The organism is Janthinobacterium sp. GL_088, assembly GCF_057837845.1.
This window is the reverse complement of sequence record NZ_CM174453.1, coordinates 1,641,142-1,660,456: the sequence shown is the minus strand read 5'-3', so window position 1 is coordinate 1,660,456 and position 19,315 is coordinate 1,641,142. Positions and strand designations below refer to the sequence as shown.

The window sequence follows — 19,315 nt, the reverse complement described above, 5'->3', positions numbered from 1 at the left end:
CGTCACGCCGTCAATACCGCATGCGCCAGCCACTGGCGCAAATGCGCGGCCAGGTCGAATGCCGGGTCCAGCTCGAATGCCGCATCGAGCGCGGCGCCAAACGTCTGGCCCTGCTGCAAGGCCAGCAAGGCTGCGTGCGCGGCCGCATCCAGTACCAGTACCTGCGCCTTCCAGCGCGTCCTGCATACCAGCGCATAGCTGTCCACCTGCATCTCCTGCGGAAACCTTCCCTTTCCCTCACCTTCCTGATGCGCCTGCCACAGGGCCGCCACTTGCCAGCTGGACGCCAGCAAGGCGCAAGCGGGATGCAAGCGGAAACGCCGCGCTTCCAGTTGATCGGGATGCAGGGCGGCCAGCGCCTCGGGCGCCAGGCCCTGCGCATCGGCCGCGTAATGCGCCAGGTGCACGGCCCATTCCAGGCGCGCCATGTCCGGCAGATACGGCAAGTCGGCCACAGGCGGAAAACTGGTCAGAAAATCGGCGAAACGGGCGCCAAACTCATTCAAATCCGCGCTATCCGACGGATACTGGCGGCCATACGCGCGTGCCAGGCCAGCAAAGAATGCCTCGCCCACCAGCGCCAGCACGACGGGATAGGCGTAGCCCAGGGTGCGGCGCCAGGTGGCACTCGCATTGCCGCGGTACAGTGAAAAACGCTGCGGCACCGATTCTCCCGCGAACGCTGGCAATGTGGCCTCAGCATCCAGCAAGGCCGTGGCAAATGCTTGCTGGCCGGCCGCCAGCGCGTCAAACGACACGGGCGGCGGCGGGGACGGCAGCATCGCTCCCTGCCATGGCGCTTGCGGCGCATGGCGCGCCAGCATGGCTTGCGCCTTGTCCGCTTCGCCCAGCAGGATATCGAGGGTGGGCAAATCCGTATCCCATTCGACCAGGGTAGGCATGGCGCCAAAGCGCTGCAAGGCGGCCGCATACAAATCCCAGACGGGCTCGGCCACGGCGGCGCCATGGTGGTCGATCACGGCATGCGGCGTCTGCAGGTGGCCCCCCAGGTGCAGCTCGCCCACGCTGCCCGGTGCAATGGACTGCATGGCCGTCAAGGCGTCTTCGCCGTGGTTGCACTGGTTCACATACAGATTATTGATATCGAGCAGCAGGCCACAGCCGCTGCGGCGCGCCAGCTCCGCCAGGAATTGCGCCTCGCTCATGGCATCGTCGGCAAAACGCAGGTAAGTGGAGACATTTTCCAGCAAGATCGGCCTTTTCAGCACATCCTGCACCCTCCCAACTCTTGCGCACAGCAAATCCAGGGCGGCGCCATTCAAGGCCAGCGGCAACAGATCATTGAGTTGCTGCTGCGCCACGGCGCCCCAGCTCAGGTGTTCCGACACGAGGGCCGGCTCGATGCGCTCGGCCACGGCGCGCACGCGCTGCAAATGGGCTTCGGAAAAGCCGCGCGCGGAACCCAAGCCCAGGCCCACGCCATGCAGGCTGATAGGGTAATCCTGGCGCAGGGCTTGCAGCATATGATTATCCCAGCCCGACGACTGCAGATAATTTTCAGTGTGCACTTCCAGCCAGCCCACCTTGGGACGGCGCGCCAGGAAGTCGCGGTAGTGCGCGGCGCGCAGGCCGACGCCGGCAAGCGCCTGGATGGGCGGCGGCATGGGCAGGCGGCGGACGCTTAGGGCTGCGTGGCCGGTTTTGCAGCCTTGCCGGCCTTGATGGGCTTGACGGAGCCGCCCGCCTGCTCGCACGTGCCCTTGGCAACATAAGTCCATTCGGTCGGCAGGTTGTCCGCCTCCGCCTGGCCCGCGCAGGAATGCGCGCCATCGGACGAGGCGCAATCGTTCTGCCCTGCCTTGGCCACGCCATAGCATTTTTCCTTGTCGCCAGGAGCGGGACCATCGTGCGCGGCCGCGTTGATGGCAGTGCCGGCACAGAGGCCCGCGAGGGCGGCGGCGATGAGAGCTTGGCGTTTGTTCATGGTGATTCCTCTTGCTTGGGTCAAAGTAATCGATAAGTCACGGCACGCCCCATGTTGCGCCATGGGGCAACGCGAGGTCATGGACGTCATTTTACTGAATCGGCCGCGCCATGGCGAACCATGGTCAATTAGTCAACTTACACAGGCGGGAAGGAAGGCGAAAAGGAAGCAAAAAGGCAGACAAAAACGCCTACTCGCCACCGTCGATGACGGTGGTGTGGGCGTAAGTAGTGCGAGCGCCAGGCTGGCGCCGCGGGACTGCGCTCAGGCGGTCGTGTTGATGCGGCTGCCGAGGTGAGCCGGCAGGCTGGGCGCCGACTGTACCGGTGGCAACGCCGCCAGCAAGGCCGTGGCAGTCGAGCTTTGGATATCCTGGGCTTTTTTCAGGACAGTCAAGCCGACGGCTTGCCGCGTGCCTGTCTCCGCCATCGTGGTTGACAGTTGAGCAATGCTTCCGACGTCCATACGTTTCTCCAATGAGGTTCTACCCTTGTTAACGGATGCCGCCGGCAAACCTTTAGCTTATTTTTCCTGCTTATTTTCCAACTGCAGCAGCAGCCAGGCCAGCACGTGCTCGCGCGCATTCAAGTCCAGCCATTGCACGCCCTCGCGCAAATCGGCCGGCGCCGGGCTGTCGGACGCCACGGCGATCACATGCGGGTCATGCGGATATAGGGGTGCCTGCCCCACTTCCGGGCGGAACACTTCCAGCTTGGGGATGGGGTCCGTCTTGAAACCTTCGACCAGGGTCAGGTCTGCCGGCCCCATGCGGGACAATTGCTGCGCCAGGCTCGGTTCCGGCGCCCCGCGCAGCTCATGCACGATGGCAAAACGGTACGGCGACGCCACCAGCACTTCCGCCGCCCCGGCCAGGCGCAGGCGGGCGCTGTCTTTTTGCGGCGGTTCCAGCGCCAGGTCATGGTGGCTGTGCTTGACCAGGTTGACGCGCAAGCCGCGCGCCGCCAGTTCCTTCACCACAAATTCCAGCAGGGTCGTCTTGCCGCTACCGGAACGGCCGATCACACCGAGTACCGGGTGTGCGGGCATCGCATCGTGCATGGTCACTCCTTGATTGAGAAGGAATGATTATACGCAGCCCCACGGGCGCGACCGCCTGGCGCAGCGCCGCACATTGCCCAGCTCATCACCCAAGTCAAGCGCTGCCGGGTTTTCCCCCATTCCGGTCACCAAAGGGCGCCGGCTTGGCGCCCTGCCGCCGGCGCCGGCCTGTGGACTTCGGCGCTGTCGTTCCCGCGGTTTTATTCGCCGTTTTATTATTCACCGCCTGCGCATTCCTGGCCCTGCGCGCCACTTGCCGGTGCGCGGCGATCGCGCCCGCCTCCGCATCGGACTGGAAAGGGATGGCGGCAGCGGCGGCCAGCTCGCCATCGGGCGGGCAGGCGGACGCCAGCGGGGAAAAATCCTGCGCCCGCACCTCCGCCTCCCATGCGGCCCGCTGCGCCAGCACAGCAGCGGGCACGGCGGGCGCCGCGCGCGCTTGCGCCAGGGTCAGCACGGCGCCCAGGCCGCTGGCGGCCGCCACGCGCGCGCCCATCTGGGGCAAGGCGCCATCGGCGGCGCGGCAAAAGCGCTGCAAGATAGTTTTAATGATCGACGTGTGATCGACCACCTCGTGACTGACACTGCCCGGCGCGATCAGCGGCGACACCAACAGCATGGGCACGCGCACGCCGTAGCGGCGAAACGCGGGATCGTCGTCGATGGCGGCGCCAGGCGGCACATGGTCGAAAAAGCCGCCGTGCTCGTCATAGCTGAGGATGAGCAAGGTGCGCGCCCAGGCCGGGCCGCGCGACAGGGCCTGGTAGACCTGCGCCACCAGCGCCTGGCCGGCGCGGATATCGGCCGGCGGATGGTCGTCATTCTCAAAAAAATGCGGATCGATCCAGCTGACGGAAGGCAAGGTGCCCGCCAGCGCATCGCCGATGAAGCCATAGCGGCGGGCGCTGGAGCCAAACGGTTCGTACAGCTCGGACGAGCGGTAGTGATCGTCCGTCAGCGCCAGGCTCCAGGGCTTCCAGGCGGAATAAAATTTCCAGCTGACCTGGGCCCGCTCGAGGTGGCGCACGAAGGACTTGTTCGCATACAGGGGCACGCGCTTGCTATCCTTGCTGCCGGCCGCCTTGCCGCTGACCGCATACAGGCGGTTGGGCCAGGTGGCGCCCGGCACGGAGCTGAAACAGCGGTCGCAGACACAGAACTCCCGCGCCAGGAAATCGTACATGGGCAAGTCGGCCCCATTGTAGTAGCCCATCACCAGGTCGATGTCGGGGTCGCCCGGATGCGTTTGCGCATAGTCGTCGATGAAGCCGCCGTTATTGTTTTGCAATTGCTGCGCCACCGACATGCCCGTATGCGACGGGTCTTGCTGCGGGCAAAAGGCCGTGCGCCGCAAATGGTGCACGGGGTAACTGACGCCCGCATGCACGTTGGCATGGCTGGCCTGCAAGCCGTCGATGTCGGCGCGCCCGCCTTCCAGGCTCAGGTAGCCAAGCATGTGGTCGAACGAGCGGTTTTCCATCATCAGCACGACGATATGGTCGATGCGCGCCAGGTTCCCCAAGCCATGCGCATCAAGCACACCCTCGCCAGCAGCAGCGGCAGCAATCATCGGACCTCCCCGGCCGCGCACACGGTCGCAGCGCCCCTGGTTCGACCAGGCCCCGCCAGTATGGTTCAGCTATGGCGGCATGACCTTGATACGCAACAACTCAATACGGCACGCGGTAGCGGTAGCCCTTGAAACTGAAGATAGCCGCTTTCGGCTGCAACTTTTCCAGTACCAGGCCGGGCGCCAGCTCCTCGCCTTCGTGGCGCAAGACCTTGTCGATCAGCAGCAGTCGGTCGGCCGGATTCTTCGAATAGATATAGCCGCCGATGGCGACCGCGGGGATTTGCCGCTGTATCGGCTCGGGCAAGTCGCGCATGCCGGGCACGCTCTCTTCCGCTGCAAGCGCAGGTACGGGCACGGCAGGAGCCGGAGCGGGGACAGACGGCGCGGCCTGACCGGGCGACTCCTGCTTCGGTTCCGGCACGGGCCTGGCATGGTGCACGGGCGCGGCGGTGGCCGCCGGCGGCACGGGCGTGACTTGCGCAACAAGAAGCGGCGCAGGTGCGGGGGCCGCCGGTGGTGCAGCTGCTGGCATCGGCGCGGGCACAGCCTGGGCCAGCACGGCTGGAACGACAGCAATCGCCGCAGGTGCCGTGGCCACCGCCTGCCAAGGCTGCCACAGCAGCAATGCGGCCGCCACGACTACCGTCACGCCGCCCAGCGCCAGCCAGACGGGGGCGCGCCGCGACGCGCCGGACGCGGCGGCATCATGCAGCTGCACTTGCGGTGCGTGGATCGACGGCAGCTCGCCCAGCTGGCGCTCGGCTTGCGATTTTTTCAGTGCTTCAAGTATGTAGGACATCTTATTTCCCCGCCACCATCGCCGTCGCAGCGGGCGCCGCCACGGCAGGAGCTGCGCTGCTCAGGCGCGGCTCCGTGTTATCGCCCAGCTGCATCAGGCGTATGTACGTTTTCGGGCCCGCCAGGCCATCGGCCCGCAGGTTCTGGCTTTGCTGGAAAGCCCGCAGCTGGCCTTGCATCTCGGCATCAAGCGGCAGATTGGCGGCCGGCGCAGGCAAGCCCCGCTGTTGCGCCAGGCGCTGCGCCAGCCAGTCCACGTCGGCGCCGCGTGCGCCCAGCGGCACCTCGTCGCGCCAGCTGCGCGGGGCCCGCCAGAAGGTCGTGAAACCGCCATCGCTGCGCTGCGCCAGCTGGGCCAGCGGCAGGCTTTGCTGCTTGCCGTCCAGCATCAAGGTGGCCATTTCGTCCTGCAAGCGCGTCAGCAGCGCCAGCTGTTCCCGCCCCTCCCCGTCGCGCAGGGTCAGCAGGGCGGGACGGTCCAGCACGCGCAGCTCGGCGATGCCGCCCCGGCTGTGCAGGCAGCGCAGGCCGGCGCGGGCGCCCGCCTGGCAAGCGTCGCCGGCCGGCAACTGCTCGCCCCACAGGGCGGCCAGCTGGCGCAGCACGGCGTTGCGGTCCGGCACGCTGACCGGTGCGGGCACGGATGCGGCGGCAGCCACCACGGCGGAGGCGGCCGGCACGGAGGCGGCCAAGACAGGTACAGCAGGCACGGCGGACGGGGACGGCATGAAATGCCAGGCCAGCGCGGCCGTGACCAGCGCGCCGGCCAGCACGCCACCGGCCACGTGTGGCCAGCGCAGGCCCCGTCCGGCAACCGGCGTGCCCTCTTCCGCAAACACTTCCTCGGCGGCGCGGCGCAGGATCTGACGCGTCACCTGCGGCTGGTTTTCCACGTAGGCGCCCAGCAGCGCGCGGTCGCACAACAGGTTGATGCGGCGCGGCACTCCCTTGCTCAAGGCATGGATGTGCGCCATCAAACGCGGCGCGAACGGTGTCTGCGCCGTGCTGCCCGCCACGGCCAGGCGGTGGCGGATGTAGCTGGCCGTCTCGTCCGCCGTCAGCGAACCGAGGTGATAGCGGGCGATGACGCGCTGCGCCAACTGTTCCAGCTCGGGCCGGGCCAGCATGGCGCGCAATTCCGGCTGGCCGATGAGAATGATCTGCAGCAGCTTGCGCTCGCTCGTCTCCAGGTTGGTCAGCAAGCGCAATTGCTCCAGCACGGCGGCGGACAGGTTTTGCGCTTCGTCAATGATCAGCACATTGTTCTTGCCCTGCGCATGGCTGGCCAGCAAGTGCGCATTGATGGCGTCGACATAGCCTTTCACGCTGGCCACGCCGGGCGCCAGGGCGATGCGGAATTCCTCGCAGATCGACAGCAGCAATTCCTCGACGGACAGTTTCGGATTGAAGATATACGCGAGCTGGCAGTTTTCCGGAATCTGCTCCATGAAGCAGCGGCACACGGTGGTCTTGCCGGCGCCGATTTCCCCCGTCAGCAGCACGAAGCCGCCGCCGCTGCCCACGCCATACAGCAAATGCGCCAGCGCTTCGCGGTGGCGTTCGCTCATGAACAGGTAGCGCGGATCGGGGGCGATCGAGAACGGCGATTGCTTGAGCTGGAAATAGTGCGTGTACATGGAGACCCTGCGGATGAAACGATCAAAATGCGCGGCGGCAAGCCGAACCCCTCATCGGGTGCGGGCGGGCGGCAACGGCTTGTATTTGGCGCAATACACTTTCGCCTTGCTGCGAAAGTAGACGATTTTACTGCCAGGCACGGAACCACGGACAGGAAAGGCGGAATTGTCGAGTTTATTGAAACGCAGGCCCGACACGCCGCGGATGGCCGGTTCCAGCTTTTCCGGTGTCGAGTCCGCCACCACGCCCATGAAGACGAGGGGACTGGTGTCGTCGCTGACGATGACGTCGGTAATCGGCGCGCCCCACAAGGTGGCGTCCGTGCGGAACCAGTAGGCGCCCCCTTCATGCTTGTAGGCGGGGCCGAAAGCCGTCAGCAGATAGGCATAAAAGGCCTTGTTGTCGATCTGGTCGATGCACAGCACGGCATTGCCCACCACTTGCCCGAACGTGGACGGCGGCGGCTTTTGCTGCGCCAGCACGCCGGACATGGGCGTACCCAGGGCCAGCAGGGCGAACGCCGCCAGCAGGGCCGGCGCACGCCACGGGCGCGACAGTAAGCGACGCAGGCGCATGATCAGCGCTTGCGCTCTTCTTTCTTGACCTTCTTGGCTTCCTTCTTTTCCTTCATGGTCTTGGCCGGTTCCTTCTTGGCTTCCTTCTTGCTGTCCTGTGCCTTGCTCATTATCTACTCCATACCTGGGCGAAAATGCCTGGGCCATTATGACACTCCCCCATGAAAATGCCACCCGAAAAGCAAAACGGCCGCACAGGGCGGCCGTTCCAGTCACGCGTCAGCGCACACTCAGTGCAGGCACAGGCGGCGGCGCGTCTTTTCGATCAGCTCCGTATCGTAGGGATACAGGTTCTCGATAAAGAACAATTCCGTTTCGGCCTCGTCTTCCAGGCACATTTCGATCATGACCGGACCATCGCTTTCGCGGCCCAGGAAATCCTTCGGCCAGCGGTTCTTGCGGTGCGTGCGCATCATTTCCATGCCCAGCTTAGCCAGCGGCGCCGACACGCCGGCGGCCAGCGCCTCTTGCTGCCAGTCGTCCCAGTACTCGCTCTTTGCTGCCTTGTCGTTCATCATGCTCTTCCAACTCAGGTGTAAAAGGCGGACTTTACTCTTCATGGCGCCCCTTGCCAAGCATGCACACAAGCAACACCACAGCGCGCGGCGCAGACCAGTCCGAAAAAATTGGCATTAAACAAGGCCAATTTCAATACCATTCGCCCCACATAAAAATCCTTTTATTAACAACAACTTGCAATCACTCCCTCGGGCATGGCACGGCATCGCGCAACGCATTTGTTAATACCACTTAAATACCTGTTGACAAGCCATCTGGGCGACAATATAGTGCCTTCAGCTTTTTCGCCGCCCGACAAATAAAAGAACCGAGACAGGCGCATTCAACCAAACGCGGGACTGCACAACATGATCGAATACATAATCGGCGTCGACGGCGGGGGCAGCGGAACCCGCGTACGCCTGGCGCGCCTCGATGGCGAGGAACTGGCGCAGGGACAAAGCGGCCCATCCGGCCTGGGACTGGGCATCGAACGGGCCTGGACCTCCGTGGCGCACGCCGTCACCCTGGCTTTCCGCGCCGCCGGACTGGAACAGCCATCGTTGCAGCGCATGGCCATCGGCCTGGGCCTGGCCGGCGTGCACAACAAGCAGTGGGCCGCCAGCTTCGTCGAACACAATCCCGGCTATGCCTTGGTGGCGCTCGAATCCGACGCCCTGACCACCCTGCTGGGCGCGCATGCGGGCCAGCCGGGCGCCATCGTTGCCATCGGCACGGGCAGCGTGGGCGAAGTGCTGCACGCGGACGGCAGCCGCCATGAAGTGGGCGGCTGGGGCTTCCCCTCCGGTGACGAAGCGGGCGGCGCCTGGATCGGCATGCGCGCCATCAACCACGCGCAGCAAGTGGTTGACGGGCGCGTGCCCGGCAGCGCCTTCGCCACGGCCATCATCGACGCCTGCGGCGGCCAGCGCGACGCCATGCAAGTGTGGCTGGCGGCCGCCAGCCAGACCAATTTCGCGCAACTGGCGCGCCTGGTGCTCGAACACGCGGCCAGCAATGCCGTGGCGCGCAGCATCCTGACGGCTGCGGGCCAGCAGATCGCCCTCATCGCCAGGGCGCTCGACCCGGCAGGCGCCTTGCCCGTGGCCCTGTGCGGCGGCCTGGCCGCGCCCTTGTCGGGCTACCTGCCGGAGGAACTGTTAAAACTGGTCGTGCCGGCACAGGGCGACTCGGCCGCAGGCGGTCTGCGCCTGATACGCAAGCACTTGCAGGAGCAATGACCATGCTGGCCAAACTGTCCGCCTTCAAACCCAATCCGGCCAGCGACACGCCGCTCTACATGCAGCTGGCGAACATGCTGTCGGACGGCATCGCCAGCGGCGACTGGCGCGCCAACCAGGCCTTGCCTTCCGAGCGCGTGCTGTCGGACATCCTGGAAATCTCGCGCGTCACGGCGCGCAAGGCCATCGACATGCTGTGCGACCGGGGCATGCTGACGCGCAAGCGCGGCTCGGGCACCTACATCACGCCGAAGCTGGAACAGCCGCTGTCGCGCCTGACGAGCTTTTCGGAAGAATTGCGCCAACGTGGCTTTACGGCCGGCTCGCGCTGGCTGCAGCGCGACATCGGCGCGGCCGCGCCGCTGGAATTGCTGTCGCTGGGCCTGTCGCCGCACATGCCGGTGGCGCGCCTGCGCCGCCTGCGCACGGCCGACGAAGTGGTGATGGCGATCGAAACGACCACCATCCCCGCCCTGTACATGCCGGATCCGCAGCAGGTCACCGATTCGCTGTACGGCTACCTGGAGTCGCGCGGCACCATCCCGATGCGCGCGCTGCAGCATATCCGCGCCGTCAACGCGACGGCGGAACAGGCCAAGCTGGCCAATATCAAGACGGGTGAAGCCATGCTGCACATCACCCGTGTCAGTTATCTCGACAACGGCGCAGCGGTGGAACTGACCCACTCGTATTGCCGCAGTGATTATTATGAATTCGTAGCGGAGTCGCGCAGATGAGCAGCACTATCAAAGGCAATATCCTTACCCCCGGCGGCTGGATCCACGGCGCCATCGCCTTCAGCGAGCGGGTCGACAGCATCACGGGCGATTCCCTCCACCCGTCGGACAACAGCGACGACTATATTTTGCCCGGCTTTATCGACCTGCACGTGCATGGCGGCGCCGGCAAGGACATCATGGAAGGCGGTGAAGCCGTCTACACCATCGCGGCCATCCATGCGCGCCACGGCACCACCAGCCTGCTGGCCACCACCATGACGGCGCCGCCGGAAGATATCGACATGGCCCTGACGGCCATCGGCATCGCCGCCAACAACCGCCGCCCGAACACGGCGCGCGTGCTGGGCGCCCACCTGGAAGGCCCATACATCAATGCCGGCAAGCTCGGTGCGCAGCCCAACTATGCGCGCGCCGCCAACCTGGCAGAGATCGAGCGCCTGCAAACGCTGGCCAAGCTGCGCGTCATCACCGTGGCGCCGGAAATCGCCGGCCACCTGGACCTGGTGCGCGCACTGGCCGATGCCGGCGTGCGCGTGCAGATCGGCCACACGCTCGGCTCCTATGAAGACGGCGTGGCCGCGCTGGAACACGGCGCCATGGGTTTCACGCATCTGTTCAACGCCATGAGCGGCCTGCACCACCGCGAGCCGGGCATGGTCGGCGCCGCCCTGGCGCACGCCGAATACGCGGAACTGATCCCCGACCTGCTGCACGTGCATCCGGGCGCCATCAAGGTGGCTCTGCGCGCCATCCCGCGCCTGTACTGCGTCACCGATTCCACCGCCGCCACCGGCATGCCGGACGGCGAATACATGCTGGGCCGCCACGCCGTGCAGAAATGCATGGGCGGCGTGCGCCTGCCCGACGGCACCCTGGCGGGCAGCACCCTGACCCTGGACCAGGCGCTGCGCAACCTGGTGGGACTGGGACTGGACCTGGCCGATGCGTCCAAGCGCGTGTCGACCAACGCCGCCGATTACCTGGGCCTGGAAGAACGTGGCCGGCTGGCCCCCGGTACTTACGCCGATCTGGTGGTACTCGATCGCGATCTCAAACTCAAAGCTGTGTATATAGAAGGAGAAATCTGTGACCTCAATGATGCTTAAAGAAGCCATTTCCGCCGCCGAATGCGTCGCCCTGCAACTGGCCAGCGACACGGAACGCTACGCGGAACTGGGCCGCAAATTGAGGAGCACCTCGTTCTCGACCGCGCTGACCATCGCGCGCGGCAGCTCGGACCACGCCTGCAACTACGTCGCTTACCTGATCATGGCGCGCCTGGGCCGCGTCGTCGCGTCCCTGCCGATGTCGCTGGTGACGCTGAACAAGTCGCCGCTGGTGACGCGCGACACCTTGGCCATCTCGATCTCGCAATCGGGCCAGAGCCCTGACGTGGTCGAGCCGATCCGCTACTTCCGCGACGGCGGTGCCACCACCGTGGCCCTCGTCAACGACATCGATTCGCCGCTGGCGCACGCCGCCGAATGGGCCATGCCCCTGCGCGCCGGCAAGGAACAAAGCGTCGCCGCCACCAAGAGCTTCATCACCAGCCTGGTCGCCGGCGCGCGCATGGTGGCCCAGTGGCAGAACGACCCCGAGCTGCAGGCGGGCCTGGAAGCGCTGCCCGAAGCGCTGCTCGAAGCGACCCGCGTCGACTGGTCGCCCGCCATCGACGTGCTCGCCCCGGCCCGCAACATCATGGTCGTGGGACGCGGCATCAGCTTCCCCGTGGCGCTGGAAGCGGCACTGAAATTCAAGGAAACCTCGGCCCTGCAGGCGGAAGCGTTCAGCGGCGCCGAAATCAAGCACGGTCCGATGGCCCTGATCGAAGACGGCTACCCGCTGCTGATCTTTGCAACGCGCGGCCCGACCCAGGCCGGCCTGCTGCAACTGGCCACAGAGATGCGCGGCCGCGGCGCCAAGGTCTTGCTGGCGGCCCCCGCCGACGTGGCCGAACGCGACCTGACCCTGCCCGTGGCGGCCACGCCGGACCTCGATCCGATCGTCGCCATCCAGTCCTTCTACGTGATGGCGGCCAAGCTGTCTGCCGCGCGCGGCATGGACCCGGATGCGCCGCGTCACCTGAGCAAGGTCACCAAGACGAATTAACAGGCAGTACCCGGCAGTCCCGCCCCCGGCACGGGGCGACGCTGCCGGCAGCAGCACCCGAATATAAGCGACGGCAAGGGCATGTACCCGCGCCGCGGACTCATGGACATTGGAGCCTCGCGCTCCAGGATAAAAATGACGATCAAGAGACTGTTGGCGGTTGTTGCCTGCGCGGGGATGCTCGCGCCGCAGGCATGGGCTGCCGAAAAAATCGAATTCTGGACCTTCAGCATGAAGCCAAAGTTCACGCCGTATTTCAATACGGTGGTGGCGCGCTATGAGGCGCAGAATCCCGGCGTCAAGATCGAATGGATCGACTTCCCGTGGGACGTCATCCAGACCAAGCTGGTCACGCGCATCGTGGCCGGCACGCCGCCCGCGCTGGTCAGCCTGAACGTGCCCTGGGCCGACGAATTTGCGCGCGACGGCTTGCTCACACAAGTCGATGGCCTGATCGCGGAGGCGCGCGCCAGCTACATTCCCAGCGCCCTGGCAGACTTGCGCTTCAAGGGCGGCACCTACGGTTTTCCCATGTACAGCAATGTCGCGGTGATCGCCTTCAATACCGCCATTTTCAGGCAGGCGGGGCTCACGCGCGGCCCCGCCAGCCTCGATGAACAGCTGGCGTTTGCACGCCAGATCGCGCAACGCACGGGCAAGGCCGGCATCGCCCCCGCCCTGTCGAAAATCGACGGCCTGTTCATGCAGCAGGGACTGGCCGTGATCACCGACAACCGCGCCGTCTTCAATTCGCCGCAGCACGTGGCACTGGTGCAAAAGCTGGCCGACACCTATAAAGTGGGCGGCCTGCTGAAGGAAAGCCTGTTCGCCGAAGACAATTTCCCGGCCGTGATCGACGCCTACAAGGGCGGCCGCCTGGGCATGCTGCTGGCGCCGCCGACGGCCATGCAGCGCATCCGCGGCGATGCGAAAGATATCTACGCCATCACCGATGTGGCGCCCGCGCCGCTGGGCCCCACCGGCATCGCCGACGGCGGCTGGCTGGTGCACTTCGCCATTCCGAAAGGCGTGCCGGCGCGCCAGTTGCCATCGGTGGGCAAGTTCGCGCGCTTCCTGACAAACGACGAAAACCAGCTGGCCTTCGCGCGCCAGGCCAGCGTCTTCCCCACCACGGTGAAAGCGGCGGCCGACCCGTTCTTCCTCGCCACGCCGAAGAACGCGGGCGCGGCCGAAAAGGCGGTGGCCGCCGGCGCCCTGTCGATGGGCCACTCGCGCACCCTGTACGTGGCCGGCATCGACGACTACGACGAATTGCGCCGCTCGCTGGTGAAAGCCGTGGAAGCGGGCGTGACGGGCAAGCAGGATGTGAAACAGGCGCTGGACCAGGCCGTCGCCATCTGGAACCGCAAGCTGGCCACCCTGCCGCGCCACTGAGGACATGATGAAACCCGCCCACCGCCATACCGTGCAAGCCTGGCTGTTCCTCGCCCCCGCCCTGCTGCTGCTGGCCGCCTTTTCCTTCTGGCCCGTCGGCTACGGCTCCGTGCTGGCGTTTACCGACTACAGCCTGATACGCGAGACGCGCTTCGTCGGCCTCGATAACTTCCGCTACATCTTCAACAACGAGATGTTCGTCTCGGGCTTGAAAAACTCGCTGATGTTTTTGCTGATGGTGCCCTTCGTGCAGGTGGGCGCCATCACGCTGGCCGTGCTGGTGAACAACCGCCTGCCCGGCATCCGCCTGTTCCGCGCCGCCTTCTACGTGCCGGTGGTGACCACCGTTTCCGTGGTCGGCATCATGTGGGGCTTCATGTTCCACGAACAGGGCGCGCTGAACTACGTGATGATGACCTTAAAACTGGTGAATGCGCCCGTGGGCTGGCTGTCGAACGACAGCCTGGCCCTGTTTGCCGTCATGTTCGTCACCCTGTGGCGCGGCCTGGGCTGGTACATGGTGATGTATCTGGCGGCGCTGCAAGCTATCCCGTCAGACATGCAGGAAGCGGCCATGCTCGATGGCGCCAACCGCTGGCAGCGCTTCTGGAAGATCACCGTGCCGATGCTGCGCCCGACCATCATGCTGTGCTCCATCCTGTCCATGCTGGCGGCCCTGAAGGCATACCAGGAAGTCGACGTGCTGACGCAGGGCGGGCCGATGAATTCCACCTTCACGGCGCTGTACTACGCGTATGACCAGGGCCTCAAACACTTGAAACTGCCGCGCGCGCTGGCCGCCAGCTTCGTCGTGTCCCTATTTTGCATCGGCATTGCCCTGCTGTGCCTGCGCTACCTCAAACCCAAGCACCGCTGACAGGGGCATGACCATGAAAAACCGCTCCCGCTCCCTGAAAACCCGCTTGCAGCTGTTTGGCCAATATGCGGGCCACTATGCCGTGCTGTGCGCGATCGCCGTCGTCTGCGTCTTCCCGTTCTGGTGGACCCTGGTGACGGCCATTTCCACGGAAGGCAATATCTTTGCTTTTCCGCCCACCTTCTGGCCAAAGGCGCCGTCGTTCGCCAACTTCATCGAAGTGTTCAAGGCGATCCCGATCTGGTCGTTCTTCAGGAACTCGGTGCTGATCGCGGTGTTTACCGTGTTCTGGAAACTGCTGCTGTGCTCACTGGCCGCGTATCCGCTGGCGCGCCTGAAATTCCGCGGCCGCAAACTCGTGTTCGGCCTGATCCTGGCCACGCTGGTGCTGCCATCGGAAGTGAACTTCCTCGTCAACTTCATCACCATCACGCAAATGAGCCTGGTCGACACCTACACGGGCGTGATCCTGCCCAACGTGGTGACGGCCGTGGCCATTTTGCTGCTCAAGCAGGCGTTCGAGGAAGTGCCGCAAGACCTGATCGACGCGGCGCGCGTCGATGGCGCCTCCGAGTGGGTGATCTTCAGCCGCATCATGCTGCCTTTGATCACGCCATGGCTGGCCACCGTCGGCATCCTGACGGCCGTCGAATCGTGGAATGAATACATCTGGCCCTCCATCGTCATGAGCAAACCCGATGAATTCCCCCTGTCGGTGGGCGTGCTGTACTTGCGCGGCACCTTCGGCAGCAGCACGCGCGTGATCGCGGCCGGCACCCTGATCACCATCGTGCCAACCCTGCTCGCCTTCCTGTTTACCCAACGCTTCTTCATGCGCGGCATGGACGGCGCAGTCAAATGAAAACGTCTCTCGATAAGGAAGCCTCCATGCACGACCAGCGCATCAGCATCAGCAAGAAAGCACGCAGTCCGATTTCCTGGGTGCCCACCTTGTACTTCGCCCAGGGCCTGCCGTTCTACGCCGTGGCCCTGGTGGCCGGCCTGATGTTCAAGAGCATGGGCGTGCCGAACGACCAGATCGCCCGCTGGACGGGCCTGATCGGCTTTGCCTGGGTCTTCAAGTCGCTGTGGAGTCCCTTCCTGGAGCTGGCGTCGAGCAAGAAGACCATGGTGGTGCTGTTCCAGTTCCTCGGTGGCCTGAGCCTGGGTCTGATCGCGCTGGCCCTGCAAACGCCGCTGTGGTTTGCCGCCTGCATTGCCGTGCTGTTCGTCGCCGCGCTGGCCTCGTCGACGCACGACATCGTGTGCGACGGCCTGTATATTGCCAGCCTGTCGGACAAGCAGCAGGCGGCCTACGCGGGCTGGCAAGGCGCCTTCTTCAACGCGGGCAAATTCATCTCGCTGGGCGGCCTGGTGATCCTGGCCGGCTACCTGGAGAAAAAAATCGGCATCAAGCCCGCCTGGTCGGTGATCTTCCTGATCATCGGCGCCATGATGCTGTCGCTGGCCGCCTACCACCTGTGGGCCCTGCCGCAGGTGCGCAACGCGGCCGTGGCCGACAAGAGCGTGGCTGGCATCAGCCGCACCCTGTGGGACGTGCTGGTCGATTTCCTGAAAAAGCCCGGCATCTGGGGCATGATCGCCTTCATCATCCTGTTCCGCGCCGGCGAGGCGCAAGTGCAGACCATCGGCCCGCTGTTCCTGCGCGAAGCGCGCGAACTGGGCGGCCTGGGCCTGTCGACGACGGAAGTGGGCGCCGTGTACGGCACGGCCGGCACCGTCGCGTTCCTGCTGGGCAGCATCGGCGGCGGCTACTTCACGTCGTGGCTGGGCCTGAAGCGCGCCATGTTCTTTCTGATCCTGGCCATGAACTTGCCAAACCTGGTGTTCTATTACCTGAGCCACAGCATGCCGACCGACCTGACCCTGATCACGGCTGCGCTCAGCGTGGAGATGTTCGGTTACGGCTTCGGCTTCGTCGGCCTGATCCTGTTCATGATGCAAGTGGTTTCCGTCGGCAAATACCAGACGGCCCACTATGCGTTCGCCACCGGCGTGATGCAGCTCGGCTTCGTGCTGTTCAAGATGATCAGCGGCGACATCCAGACGGCGCTCGGCTACAAGACCTTTTTCCTGTGGGTGCTGGTGTCGGCCGTGCCCGTCCTGATCCTGTCGCGCTTCATGCGCATCGGACCAAAGGCCCCCTCCGACCAGGCTGACGCCGGCGCCACGTCCGCGCCGGCCAGCGCAAGCTAGGAATCGCACAGTCCATGGCACATATCGCATTAAAGAACATCGTCAAGCTGTATGACGACAAGCACCCCGTCATCCACGGCATCGACCTCGATATTCGCGACGGCGAATTCGTCGTCTTCGTGGGGCCATCCGGTTGCGGCAAATCAACCCTGCTGCGCATGATCGCCGGGCTGGAAGACATCACGGATGGCGAGCTGCATATCGGCGGCAAGCTGGCCAACGATATCGCGCCGGCCGAGCGGGGCCTGGCCATGGTCTTCCAGAGCTACGCCCTCTATCCGCACATGACGGTGTACGAAAACATGGCCTTCGCCCTGAGCCTGGCGGGGCACAAGAAGGCAGAGGTGCGCGCCGCCGTCGAGCGCGCGGCCGAGATTCTGCAGATCACGCCTTTGCTCAAGCGCAAGCCGAAGGACCTGTCGGGCGGCCAGCGCCAGCGCGTGGCCATCGGCCGCGCCATCGTGCGCAAACCCAAGGTGTTCCTGTTCGACGAACCGTTGTCGAACCTCGATGCTTCCTTGCGCGTACAGATGCGCGTGGAGATTTCGCGCCTGCACCAGGAACTGAAAACCACCATGATCTACGTCACGCACGACCAGGTCGAGGCGATGACCCTGGGCGAGCGCATCGTCGTCTTCAACGGCGGACGCATCGAGCAGGTAGGCAGTCCGCACGAGTTGTATAACAATCCCGGCAACTTGTTCGTCGCCGGCTTCCTCGGCGCGCCAAAGATGAACTTCGTCGCTTGCGAGGCCATCGCCAGCGGCCCCGGCTCGGTGGCCGTGCGCCTGCCCGGCGGCGCCGTCATCGACGTCGAAGCGCAGGGGCAGAACGTGGCGCCGGGCGACCAGCTGACCCTGGGCGTGCGCGCCGAGCATGTCAGCCTGCGGCACGCGAACGATGCAGGCGACAACGTCGTCGACGCGGCCGTCAGCCATGTCGAATACCTGGGCGACGTGGCCATCGTGTACGCCAGCATGCCAGCTGTGGCCGAGATGCTGTCCGTCAAGCTGCCGGCCGAGGAAGGCTTGCGCCAGGCGGGCGACGCCATGCGCCTGCATCTGCCGGCGCAGCGCTGCCTGCTGTTCGATGCCAAAGGGCAAGCCCTGGCGCGCACGTTTGCCGCACCCGCTCAGCCGTTTATGTGACAATAGCCGCTCTGTATCATGCCGCTTCTGTTTGACTTATGCAGGCAGACTGGCAGAATGATGTTTTTTCGAGCTTCCTTGCCCCTCTGGCAATGCCAATGCACGATGTTGCGGCTGCCAGTGCAGGTGCGTATTTTTGTTATTGATTGAAGGATAACCCATGTCCCAATTCCGTCTTGCCCGTCTTAGCCTGCTCCTGGCCGCCATCGGCCTCAATGTCCTGCCATCCCTGTCGCACGCGCAGGATGCCAAGCCAGCCGCCGCTGCTGCCGCTCCGGCCGACTCGGTGCGCCCTGAAGTGTTCAAGCTGCTCGATCCGACCGCCGTGAAGGCATCGATGGATGCCAAGAACTACGCCGACGTGCAAAGCCGCATCGACCAGGCTGCCGCCATTCCGGCCCTGACGCCGTATGAAACCTTCGTGCTGAACCGCCTGCGCGTGGCGCTGGCCTCGACCACCAACAATGCGCCGATGGCCATGACGGCGCTGGAAGCGGTGATCGAATCGGGCAAGCTGGACAAGAAATCGGAAGGCGACTTCATCCAGGCACTGGCGAACTACCACTACAACGCCAAGGATTACCCGAACGCCATCAAATGGTTCACCCGTTACCAGACGGCAACGGGCGACGTGGCCACCGTGCGTCCCTACATCATCCGCTCCTATTACTTCAGCAATGATTTCGCGCGCGCCAAGCAGGAACTGATGGCCGACGTGACGGCCAAGCAGCAAGCGGGCAAGACGCCGAGCATCGAAGAGCTGCAATTGCTGGCCAACACAGGTTCGAAAAGCAAGGATCCAGCCACCTACCTGATCGCCATGGAAAACCTGGTGCGCTATTACCCGTCGGACGACTACTGGAGCGACCTGCTGGGCCGCCTGCAAGGCAAGGCCGGCTATTCGGACCGCTTCGCGCTGGACGTGCTGCGCCTGCAATTCAAGGCCGTCGACACCATGCCGCCACAGGACTACAGCGACATGGCTGAAATCGCCTTGCAGAACGCCTTCCCGACGGAAGCGAAAAAAGTCCTCGACGCCGGCTTTGCCAAAGGCGTGCTGGGCACGGGCGCAAATGCCGCCAAGCACAAGAAACTGCGCGACCAGGCCAGCAAGGCTGCCGCCGACGATGCGAAAAACATCGCCAGCGGCGAAGCCTCGGCCATGAAGAGCAAGGATGGCACGGGCTTGATCAACCTCGGTTACGCCTTCGTGACGATGGACCAGTTCGACAAAGGTATCGACCTGATCCAGAAAGGCATCGCCAAGGGCGGCCTGAAGCGCGTTGAGGATGCCAAGCTGCGCCTCGGCTATTCCTACGCCATGGCCGGCAAGAAAGACGACGCCATCAAGGTCCTGGAAACGGTCAAGGGCGGCGACGGCGTGGGCGACCTGGCCCGCTACTGGATCCTGTGGCTGAACCGTCCTGCCACGGCAGCGGCAGCACCGGCAGCAGCGGCGCAGTAATTCCCGCTCCCGGCAGCACACGCAAAGCGGTTCCCGG

Annotated in this window: 19 protein-coding genes; 10 read left to right on the top strand and 9 right to left on the bottom strand. The window is 64.8% G+C overall.

Annotation, left to right across the window (positions count from 1 at the left end; all coding sequences use genetic code 11):
* Positions 1–2: 2 nt before the first annotated feature.
* The 9 genes from bufB to AC3IQ7_RS07375 all read right to left on the bottom strand — a co-directional run bounded on the left by bufB (position 3) and on the right by AC3IQ7_RS07375 (position 8,106).
* Entirely contained in the window at positions 3–1,625 is a 1,623-nt protein-coding gene (gene bufB, locus AC3IQ7_RS07415) for an MNIO family bufferin maturase (protein WP_489208752.1), read from the bottom strand.
* Between the two features lie 17 nt (positions 1,626–1,642).
* A complete protein-coding gene (locus AC3IQ7_RS07410) occupies positions 1,643–1,945 on the bottom strand; it encodes a BufA1 family periplasmic bufferin-type metallophore (RefSeq protein WP_489208751.1) in 303 nt (100 codons plus the stop codon).
* Positions 1,946–2,209: 264 nt separating this feature from the next.
* On the bottom strand, positions 2,210–2,410 hold the full coding sequence (locus tag AC3IQ7_RS07405) for a YjfB family protein (RefSeq protein ID WP_489208750.1): 201 nt from the start codon (positions 2,408–2,410) through the stop codon (positions 2,210–2,212).
* 57 nt (positions 2,411–2,467) lie between these two features.
* The gene (gene mobB, locus AC3IQ7_RS07400; RefSeq protein WP_489208749.1) at positions 2,468–3,004 is read right to left on the bottom strand and encodes a molybdopterin-guanine dinucleotide biosynthesis protein B; all 537 of its coding nucleotides are present in this window, start codon (positions 3,002–3,004) and stop codon (positions 2,468–2,470) included.
* A 94-nt stretch (positions 3,005–3,098) separates the two neighbouring features.
* Positions 3,099–4,574: an alkaline phosphatase family protein gene (locus AC3IQ7_RS07395; protein WP_489208748.1), complete on the bottom strand. Its 1,476-nt coding sequence runs from the start codon at positions 4,572–4,574 to the stop codon at positions 3,099–3,101.
* A gap of 100 nt (positions 4,575–4,674) precedes the next feature.
* Entirely contained in the window at positions 4,675–5,376 is a 702-nt protein-coding gene (locus AC3IQ7_RS07390) for a general secretion pathway protein GspB (RefSeq protein WP_489208747.1), read from the bottom strand.
* Between the two features lies 1 nt (position 5,377).
* Positions 5,378–7,012 (bottom strand): AAA family ATPase, encoded by a 1,635-nt coding sequence (locus tag AC3IQ7_RS07385; protein ID WP_489208746.1) that lies wholly within the window; start codon positions 7,010–7,012, stop codon positions 5,378–5,380.
* Between the two features lie 51 nt (positions 7,013–7,063).
* The gene (locus AC3IQ7_RS07380; protein ID WP_322427486.1) at positions 7,064–7,588 is read right to left on the bottom strand and encodes a hypothetical protein; all 525 of its coding nucleotides are present in this window, start codon (positions 7,586–7,588) and stop codon (positions 7,064–7,066) included.
* Between the two features lie 230 nt (positions 7,589–7,818).
* Positions 7,819–8,106 carry a hypothetical protein gene (locus tag AC3IQ7_RS07375; protein WP_099379441.1) on the bottom strand — a complete coding sequence of 96 codons (288 nt, stop codon included), beginning with the start codon at positions 8,104–8,106 and terminating at the stop codon, positions 7,819–7,821.
* Between the two features lie 348 nt (positions 8,107–8,454).
* On the opposite strand from AC3IQ7_RS07375, the gene AC3IQ7_RS07370 reads away from it, so the two are divergent.
* From AC3IQ7_RS07370 to AC3IQ7_RS07325, 10 genes are all read left to right on the top strand, one after another.
* A complete protein-coding gene (locus AC3IQ7_RS07370; RefSeq protein WP_489208745.1) occupies positions 8,455–9,327 on the top strand; it encodes a glucosamine kinase nucleotide-binding domain-containing protein in 873 nt (290 codons plus the stop codon).
* 2 nt (positions 9,328–9,329) lie between these two features.
* Positions 9,330–10,064, top strand: coding sequence for a GntR family transcriptional regulator (locus tag AC3IQ7_RS07365; RefSeq protein ID WP_070282815.1), 735 nt, complete (start codon positions 9,330–9,332; stop codon positions 10,062–10,064).
* Positions 10,061–11,173: an N-acetylglucosamine-6-phosphate deacetylase gene (gene nagA / locus AC3IQ7_RS07360; protein WP_489208744.1), complete on the top strand. Its 1,113-nt coding sequence runs from the start codon at positions 10,061–10,063 to the stop codon at positions 11,171–11,173. Before AC3IQ7_RS07365 ends, nagA begins: the two co-directional genes overlap by 4 nt.
* Positions 11,163–12,176, top strand: coding sequence for an SIS domain-containing protein (locus AC3IQ7_RS07355; RefSeq protein WP_071079063.1), 1,014 nt, complete (start codon positions 11,163–11,165; stop codon positions 12,174–12,176). The genes nagA and AC3IQ7_RS07355 overlap by 11 nt, the downstream gene beginning before the upstream one ends.
* Before the next feature lie 135 nt (positions 12,177–12,311).
* A complete protein-coding gene (locus tag AC3IQ7_RS07350; RefSeq protein ID WP_489208743.1) occupies positions 12,312–13,571 on the top strand; it encodes an ABC transporter substrate-binding protein in 1,260 nt (419 codons plus the stop codon).
* Between the two features lie 4 nt (positions 13,572–13,575).
* Complete coding sequence (locus AC3IQ7_RS07345; protein ID WP_489208742.1) at positions 13,576–14,448, top strand: carbohydrate ABC transporter permease; 873 nt, start codon at positions 13,576–13,578, stop codon at positions 14,446–14,448.
* Between the two features lie 13 nt (positions 14,449–14,461).
* A complete protein-coding gene (locus tag AC3IQ7_RS07340; RefSeq protein ID WP_489208741.1) occupies positions 14,462–15,310 on the top strand; it encodes a carbohydrate ABC transporter permease in 849 nt (282 codons plus the stop codon).
* A gap of 26 nt (positions 15,311–15,336) precedes the next feature.
* Positions 15,337–16,665, top strand: a complete 1,329-nt coding sequence (locus AC3IQ7_RS07335; RefSeq protein WP_489208740.1) for an MFS transporter — start codon at positions 15,337–15,339, stop codon at positions 16,663–16,665.
* A gap of 14 nt (positions 16,666–16,679) precedes the next feature.
* Positions 16,680–17,813 (top strand): ABC transporter ATP-binding protein, encoded by a 1,134-nt coding sequence (locus AC3IQ7_RS07330; protein ID WP_099379448.1) that lies wholly within the window; start codon positions 16,680–16,682, stop codon positions 17,811–17,813.
* Positions 17,814–17,973: 160 nt separating this feature from the next.
* Positions 17,974–19,278, top strand: a complete 1,305-nt coding sequence (locus tag AC3IQ7_RS07325; protein WP_099379449.1) for a tetratricopeptide repeat protein — start codon at positions 17,974–17,976, stop codon at positions 19,276–19,278.
* Positions 19,279–19,315: the final 37 nt, after the last annotated feature.

What these genes read in the sequence shown, in the direction of transcription:
- AC3IQ7_RS07385 (WP_489208746.1), bottom strand. Translation starts at nt 7,012, where the DNA reads ATGTACACGCACTATTTCCAGCTCAAGCAATCGCCGTTCTCGATCGCC.
- AC3IQ7_RS07380 (WP_322427486.1), bottom strand. Translation starts at nt 7,588, where the DNA reads ATGCGCCTGCGTCGCTTACTGTCGCGCCCGTGGCGTGCGCCGGCCCTG.
- AC3IQ7_RS07365 (WP_070282815.1), top strand. Translation starts at nt 9,330, where the DNA reads ATGCTGGCCAAACTGTCCGCCTTCAAACCCAATCCGGCCAGCGACACG.
- AC3IQ7_RS07375 (WP_099379441.1), bottom strand. Translation starts at nt 8,106, where the DNA reads ATGATGAACGACAAGGCAGCAAAGAGCGAGTACTGGGACGACTGGCAG.
- nagA (WP_489208744.1), top strand. Translation starts at nt 10,061, where the DNA reads ATGAGCAGCACTATCAAAGGCAATATCCTTACCCCCGGCGGCTGGATC.
- AC3IQ7_RS07405 (WP_489208750.1), bottom strand. Translation starts at nt 2,410, where the DNA reads ATGGACGTCGGAAGCATTGCTCAACTGTCAACCACGATGGCGGAGACA.
- bufB (WP_489208752.1), bottom strand. Translation starts at nt 1,625, where the DNA reads ATGCCGCCGCCCATCCAGGCGCTTGCCGGCGTCGGCCTGCGCGCCGCG.
- AC3IQ7_RS07345 (WP_489208742.1), top strand. Translation starts at nt 13,576, where the DNA reads ATGATGAAACCCGCCCACCGCCATACCGTGCAAGCCTGGCTGTTCCTC.
- AC3IQ7_RS07390 (WP_489208747.1), bottom strand. Translation starts at nt 5,376, where the DNA reads ATGTCCTACATACTTGAAGCACTGAAAAAATCGCAAGCCGAGCGCCAG.
- AC3IQ7_RS07335 (WP_489208740.1), top strand. Translation starts at nt 15,337, where the DNA reads ATGCACGACCAGCGCATCAGCATCAGCAAGAAAGCACGCAGTCCGATT.
- AC3IQ7_RS07340 (WP_489208741.1), top strand. Translation starts at nt 14,462, where the DNA reads ATGAAAAACCGCTCCCGCTCCCTGAAAACCCGCTTGCAGCTGTTTGGC.
- AC3IQ7_RS07355 (WP_071079063.1), top strand. Translation starts at nt 11,163, where the DNA reads ATGATGCTTAAAGAAGCCATTTCCGCCGCCGAATGCGTCGCCCTGCAA.
- AC3IQ7_RS07395 (WP_489208748.1), bottom strand. Translation starts at nt 4,574, where the DNA reads ATGATTGCTGCCGCTGCTGCTGGCGAGGGTGTGCTTGATGCGCATGGC.
- AC3IQ7_RS07410 (WP_489208751.1), bottom strand. Translation starts at nt 1,945, where the DNA reads ATGAACAAACGCCAAGCTCTCATCGCCGCCGCCCTCGCGGGCCTCTGT.
- AC3IQ7_RS07325 (WP_099379449.1), top strand. Translation starts at nt 17,974, where the DNA reads ATGTCCCAATTCCGTCTTGCCCGTCTTAGCCTGCTCCTGGCCGCCATC.
- AC3IQ7_RS07330 (WP_099379448.1), top strand. Translation starts at nt 16,680, where the DNA reads ATGGCACATATCGCATTAAAGAACATCGTCAAGCTGTATGACGACAAG.
- AC3IQ7_RS07350 (WP_489208743.1), top strand. Translation starts at nt 12,312, where the DNA reads ATGACGATCAAGAGACTGTTGGCGGTTGTTGCCTGCGCGGGGATGCTC.
- mobB (WP_489208749.1), bottom strand. Translation starts at nt 3,004, where the DNA reads ATGCACGATGCGATGCCCGCACACCCGGTACTCGGTGTGATCGGCCGT.
- AC3IQ7_RS07370 (WP_489208745.1), top strand. Translation starts at nt 8,455, where the DNA reads ATGATCGAATACATAATCGGCGTCGACGGCGGGGGCAGCGGAACCCGC.